Annotated in this window: 5 protein-coding genes and 1 pseudogene; 1 reads left to right on the top strand and 5 read right to left on the bottom strand. The window is 70.6% G+C overall.

Annotation, left to right across the window (positions count from 1 at the left end; genetic code table 11):
• A pseudogene (locus tag P2P98_RS17205) lies at positions 1-476 on the top strand (tetratricopeptide repeat protein); the annotation flags it as partial.
• A gap of 11 nt (positions 477-487) precedes the next feature.
• Here P2P98_RS17205 and P2P98_RS17210 read toward each other — a convergent pair.
• From P2P98_RS17210 to P2P98_RS17230, 5 genes are all read right to left on the bottom strand, one after another.
• Positions 488-1,291 carry an ABC transporter permease gene (locus tag P2P98_RS17210; protein WP_275801485.1) on the bottom strand — a complete coding sequence of 268 codons (804 nt, stop codon included), beginning with the start codon at positions 1,289-1,291 and terminating at the stop codon, positions 488-490.
• Positions 1,288-2,298, bottom strand: coding sequence for an ATP-binding cassette domain-containing protein (locus P2P98_RS17215; RefSeq protein ID WP_275801486.1), 1,011 nt, complete (start codon positions 2,296-2,298; stop codon positions 1,288-1,290). Before P2P98_RS17215 ends, P2P98_RS17210 begins: the two co-directional genes overlap by 4 nt.
• Positions 2,299-2,453: 155 nt before the next feature.
• The gene (locus P2P98_RS17220; protein ID WP_275801487.1) at positions 2,454-3,500 is read right to left on the bottom strand and encodes a hypothetical protein; all 1,047 of its coding nucleotides are present in this window, start codon (positions 3,498-3,500) and stop codon (positions 2,454-2,456) included.
• A gap of 1 nt (position 3,501) precedes the next feature.
• Positions 3,502-4,830: an AAA family ATPase gene (locus P2P98_RS17225; RefSeq protein ID WP_275801488.1), complete on the bottom strand. Its 1,329-nt coding sequence runs from the start codon at positions 4,828-4,830 to the stop codon at positions 3,502-3,504.
• Positions 4,831-4,837: 7 nt separating this feature from the next.
• Positions 4,838-6,226 (bottom strand): glycine--tRNA ligase, encoded by a 1,389-nt coding sequence (locus tag P2P98_RS17230; protein WP_275801489.1) that lies wholly within the window; start codon positions 6,224-6,226, stop codon positions 4,838-4,840.
• Between the last annotated feature and the right edge of the window lie 161 nt (positions 6,227-6,387).

Consider the following 6,387-nt stretch of genomic DNA (forward strand, 5'->3'; position numbering starts at 1 on the left):
TCGCGCAGGCGGCCATGACCCGCTCGTCCGTCGCGGTCGCCGCCGGGGACGGCGCCGAGGCGCTGAGATCAGTGGAGCGCATCGCTCTCGAGCCGGGATTCCCGGATCAGGTCGTCGCGTGGCGCGACGCGCAACGCGCGCAGGCGCTGCTGCTGCTCGGCCGGCACGACGAGGCCCGCGACGCGCTCCGCTCAGCGCTCGATTGCGCGGCCCGGTCACGGGACTTCCCGATCGTCGCGACGGTCCTGCTCGCGATCGCCGGGTGGAACGCCGCGACCGGGCGTCGCTCCCGCGCCGAAGAAGCCCTCGCCCGCGCCGCCGCCGTGCGCGGTGCCGCCGATGTCCGCGACCCCTTCTTCCTGTGGACGCGAGCACGCCTGGCCGAACTGCCCGAGGCTCCCACGACGGAGGGCCCCGGCATCCGGACGCCCCTGTCGGACGTGGATGCCGAGGCCCTCGCGGCCCTGCTCGACTGAAGCCCGGTCGGCTAGGCCTTGCGCATGTAGGCGCGCACCGTGAGCGGGGCGAACACCGCCACGATCACCGCCGCACCGACGAGCGAGATGAGTGCGTCGGAGCCGACCGTGCCGCTGTTGACCAGGTCGCGGACCGCGGTCACGAGGTGCGACACGGGGTTGACGTTGACGAACCACTGCAGCCACGAGGGCATCGTGTCCGCGGGGACGAACGCGTTGGACAGGAACGTCAGGGGGAACAGGATGATCATCGAGATGCCCTGCACGCTCGATGCGCTGCGGGCGATGACCCCGAAGAACGCGAAGATCCAGCTGATCGCCCACGAGCACGCGATGACGAGCAGTCCCGCCGCGACGACGGCCCACAGGCCCCCCTCGGGACGGAAGCCCATGACGAAGCCCATCGCGAACGTCAGCGTCGTCGCGATCGCGTAGCGGACCGTGTCGGCCAGCAGCGCCCCCGACAGCGGCGCGATGCGCGCGATCGGGAGGGAGCGGAATCGATCGAACACGCCCTTGTCCATGTCTTCGCGCAGCTGCGTCCCGGTCACGACCGAGGTCGTGATGACCGTCTGCACGAGGATGCCGGGGATGATGATCGGCAGGTAGTTCTGCACATCGCCCGCGATCGCGCCGCCGAAGATGTACGTGAACATCAGGGTGAACAGGATCGGCTGCAGCGTCACGTCGATGAGCTGCTCGGGCGTCCGCCGGATCTTCAACAGACCGCGGCCCGCCATGGTGAGGGTGTTCTGGACGGTCTGCGCGAGGCTCGCGGTGCGCGGCAGGTCGCGTTCGAGGGTGAGGGCGCTCATGAGCGGACTCCTTCCAGGGCGTCGGCGTTCTCGTGCGCCGGGCGGTCGTCGGTGGGCACACCGGTGCCGGTGAGGGTGAGGAAGACCTCGTCGAGGGTCGGCTGCTGCACGCTGAACTCGCTCAGGTGCACACCCTCCTCTCGGAAGGCCACCAGCAGGTCGGTGACCTGATCGGGGTCGGACATCGGCACCGTGAGGCGCGCCGCCTCCGGAGAGACGATGGCCGTGGCATCCAGGACCCGTCCGACCGTGGCCCGGGCGGTCTCGAGGTCGGAACCCGGCTGCAGGCGGAGCACGAGCGACGCCTGCCCGACCGAGGCCTTGAGCTCGAGCGCCGTGCCCTCGGCGACGACGCGTCCGCGGTCGATCACCGCGATCCGGTCGGCGAGCTGGTCGGCCTCGTCGAGGTACTGCGTGGTGAGCACGACGGTGGATCCGGATGCCACGAGCCGGCGGATCGTGTCCCACATCTGTCCGCGGGTGCGGGGATCCAGGCCCGTGGTCGGTTCGTCGAGGAAGATGAGCGGCGGCTGGGCGATGAGGGATGCCGCGAGGTCGAGCCGGCGACGCATACCGCCGGAGAACTTCGCGAGGGGGCGGGATGCCGCCTCGGTGAGGCCGAACTCCTCGAGCAGCTCCGCGGCCTTGCGCCGGGCGTCGGCGCGGGAGAGGCCGAGGAGACGCCCGAAGATCATGAGGTTCTCGGTGGCCGAGAGCTTCTCGTCGACCGAGGCGAACTGCCCGGTGAGGCCGATGAGCTGGCGCACGACGTGCGGTTCGCGGGCGACGTCGTGGCCGAAGATCTCGGCGCGGCCGCCGTCGGGGCGCAGCAGCGTCGTGAGCATGCTGATGGTGGTGGTCTTGCCGGCGCCGTTGGGGCCGAGCACGCCGTAGACCGTGCCGGCTTCGACGACGAGATCGACGCCGTCGACGGCCCGGTTGGAGCCGAACGTCTTGACGAGCCCTTCGGCTCGGACCGCGGGAGAGCGGGTGGATGAAGTGGTCATGACGACAGGATGCGCCGGGCGCGCTGTCGCGCTCCTGTCACGGGGGCGGGGGCGCTGACACGGCGCTGTCAGGGGCGCTCGCGGGCGTCTGTCGGCGTCGGGCGGCACGGCCCGCGGTCTCGCCCGGGGCGGGGCGGCTGAAATGCCCTCGGCCCTTACGACGCGGGCGGACGCAGCTGCGTGAGCTTCACCTCGTGCACGGTCCAGACCGCGACCGAGAGGAAGGGCAGCACGGCGATGAGCGGGAAGAACCCCGTCAACGCGACGACGAGGTAGCCCACCGCGATCACCGCGACGGTGACGACCGACACGACCTCGATCGCCCGCTGGCGCGCGAACAGCCACATCGCCCGCACCACCGCGCGATCGCGCAGGGGATTCAGGGTCCCGACGCCGATCACGACGGTGCAGACCAGCCCCACTGCCGCCCCGAGGCGGGAGCCTGTCGACGCGCCGAGCGCCTGCGCGAACATCGCGAAGGTGAAGAACGGCACGAGCGCCGTCACGATCGTGATGAGACCGATCAGCTGGCGCACCATCAGAGCCGTGGCCACCTGCGCGAGATACGGCGGAGTGCGTGCGAGCGGGTTCTCACTCAGCACCCGACGCGCCGTCCGGATCGCCGCGGCACGCTGCCCGTTGACGACCTGCGCGGCGGCGAGCATCTGCCCGACCCGCGGATCGGTCGGATTGATTCGGGCCGCTTCCTCGGCGAGGCGCAGCGCCTCCGCGCGTCGCGGAGCCTGGACGACGGCGATCGACGAGGCCGTGATGAGGGCGTCGGTCCGCTCATCGTCGGATGCGGCGTTCGCGAGCGCCGCTTCCGCCTCGACCCGTGCGGGTTCGAAGAGCCGACGCTCGCGCAGGATCCTCGCGAGAACGATGCGGAACTCGCTGCGAGCGGGATCGAGTCGGACGGCCTCACTGGCCCATCCCGTCGCCTCGACGGGGTCGCGGGTCATGGTGATGCGGGCGAGCAGGGCGGCGGCATCCGGTCTCAGCTCCGCGTGCGCGAACGCGAGACGCGCGTCGCGCTCGGCGAGGTCGAGCGCACCCGTCTGGAGGCGGGCATAGGCCATCAGCGCCAGGGCCGGGCCGTGGTCGGGCTGCTCCGCGAGCACGCGCTCGAGCACCCGTTGCGCCCTCTCCGGTTCATCGAGGAGGAGATACCGCCGCGCCTCGACGATCGGGTCGGATGCCATGTCAGAGGCGGTGGCGCTTGAGGTAGGCCCGCAGCTGACCGAACGTGCCGTCGTCGACCCCGTATTCGAGCACGGGCTTGATCTGCTCGAACCATTCGCGCGTGGAGGGCACGACCCGCGCCGCCGCCCTCTCGAGATCGGCGGTGCCGATCATGCGCGGGACCCCGGATGCCACCGACTCGGTGAATGCGGCCTCGATCGCCTGGTGGACGATATAGGCGATGTCGGCACCCGAGAACTCGGCGGTGCGTCGCGCCACCTCGCGCGCGTCGACCGCGGCGACGGGCTTGTCCCGCAGGGTGTTCTCGATGATCGCGACGCGCGCGGGCTCGTCGGGCGGAAGCACGAGTACCGTGCGATCGAGGCGTCCCGGACGCCGGAGCGCCGGGTCGACATCCCACGGGCGGTTGGTGGCGGCGAGGATGTAGATCCCGTCGTTGTCGGCATCCACCCCGTCGAACTCTTCGAGCAACTGGCTGGCGAACATCCGCAGGTACTGGGACGACGACCCGCCGGACGTCCGTCGCCCGCCGATCGCGTCGAACTCGTCGATGAAGACCACGCACGGCCGTGCCTTGCGCGCCGCCTCGAAGAGGGAGTGGATCGCCTGCTCGGTCTCGCCGAAGTGCGGGCGCACGAGGTCGGCGAGGGTCGCGTGCACGAAGTTCGCCTCGAGCTCGCCCGCGATCGCCCGCGCGATGAACGTCTTGCCGCAGCCCGGCGGGCCGTACATCAAGAGGCTTCCGCGCGCGGCCTTGCCGAACATGCGCGCCATCTCGGGGTTGCGCATCGGAAGGAGGAAGGCGCCGTTGAGGTGCTGCTTGACCTCGTCGAGCCCCGCGACGTCGGCGAGGGTCACGGCCGGCCGTTCGACGTCCCACACCGGCTTCTCGACCTCATCGGCCGAGACCCGGAGCAGGGGCGGGTCGCTCGCGGTGGTGTCGGCCGGGGCGGGCGGTGGGGGTGACGCGCGCGGAGGGACCGCCGCGGCCGAAGGCGGCGTTTCCGGGGCGGGTGGCACGAAGGGCGGTGCCGGGCTGGCGGGGCCGGCCGGAGCCGGGGGCACCGCGGCCTCGTCGGTCGCTGAAGCCGCGGAGGTGGCATCCGGAGTCTGGCCCGCGCGCAGACGCGCCGCCATCAACCGCGCCCGCAGCACGTTCACGGTGGCCGTGTTCGCGCCCTGCTCGGCGACACGATCGATCTGCGCGGCCGCCTCGTCGAGGTGGTCCTGCAGCAGCAGCTCGATGAGATCGACGCGCAGACCGATGTTTCCGGGGTCGGCCTCGACGGCCGCCCGGATGATCTCGACGAAGTCCTCGGAGCCCGTCATAACCGGCTCAGGCTCCGCGCAGCCGTTCGGCGAGGTAGCCGTGGAGCGCGTCGAGGCCGATGCGCTCCTGGCCCATCGTGTCGCGGTCGCGCACGGTCACGGCGTTGTCGTCGAGCGAGTCGAAGTCGACGGTGACGCAGTACGGGGTGCCGATCTCGTCCTGACGGCGATAGCGACGGCCGATGGCACCGGCGTCGTCGAAGTCGATGTTCCACCCGGCCGCGCGCAGCGTGTCGGCGACCTCGCGGGCCAGCGGCGACAGACGCTCGTTGCGCGAGAGCGGCAGGACTGCGACCTTGACGGGCGCGAGACGCGGGTCGAGCTTCAGCACCGTGCGGGTGTCGGTGCCGCCCTTGGCGTTGGGCACCTCTTCTTCGCGGTAGGCATCGACGAGGAACGCCATCATCGCGCGGGTGAGGCCGAACGAGGGCTCGATCACGTAGGGCGTGTACTTCTCGCCCGACGCCTGGTCGAAGAAGGTGAGCGACTGGCCCGACGCCTCGGAGTGGCTCTTGAGGTCGTAGTCGGTGCGGTTGGCGACGCCCATGAGCTCGCCCCACTCCTTGCCCGGGAAGCCGAAGCGGTACTCGACGTCGATCGTGCCGGCGGAGTAGTGCGCGCGGTCGTCCTCGGGCACGTCGAAGCGCTTCATGTTCTCGGGGTTGATCCCGAGGTCGATGAACCAGTTCCAGCAGGCCTCGACCCAGTGCTCGAACCACTCATTCGCCTCGGCGGGGGGCGTGAAGTACTCGATCTCCATCTGCTCGAACTCGCGCGTGCGGAAGATGAAGTTTCCGGGCGTGATCTCGTTGCGGAACGCCTTGCCGACCTGGCCGACGCCGAACGGGGGCTTGCGGCGGGATGCCGTGAGCACGTTCGAGAAGTTCACGAAGATGCCCTGCGCGGTCTCGGGGCGAAGGAAATACAAGCCCGACTCGTCGTCGACGACACCGAGGTAGGTCTTGACCAGGCCCGAGAACGACTTCGGCTCGGTGTACTGGCCCTTCGTGCCGCAGTTGGGGCACGGGACGTCGGCGAGGCCGTTCTCGGCCTTGCGGCCCTTGCGGGCCTCGAAGTCCTCGATGAGGTTGTCGGCGCGGAAGCGCTTGTGGCAGTGCAAACACTCGACCAGCGGGTCGGTGAAGGTCGCGACGTGACCCGAGGCCTCCCACACCCGCTTGGGGAGGATGATGCTCGAGTCGAGGCCCACCATGTCGCCGCGCCCACGGACGAACGTCTGCCACCACTGGCGACGGATGTTCTCTTTCAACTCGGTACCGAGGGGGCCGTAGTCCCATGCCGAGCGCGAACCGCCGTAGATCTCACCGGCCTGGAACACGAACCCGCGATGGCGGGCGAGGGCGATGACCTTGTCGAGGCGGGACTGTTCGGCCACGGTGGCTCCAATGGTCGGGAAAGCTGTGGGATGCCGCGGATGACGCGGACCCCCAGTTTACCGAAGCGGCCCGTCGCCGCCGGGTCCGTGCGCCGGGTCCGTGCGCCGGGTCCGCGCCGGGTCCGTGCGCCGGCTCAGCGTGTGAGGCGTTCGCGTCGCAC

The organism is Microbacterium sp. Kw_RZR3 (assembly GCF_029222405.1).
GTDB lineage: Bacteria > Actinomycetota > Actinomycetes > Actinomycetales > Microbacteriaceae > Microbacterium.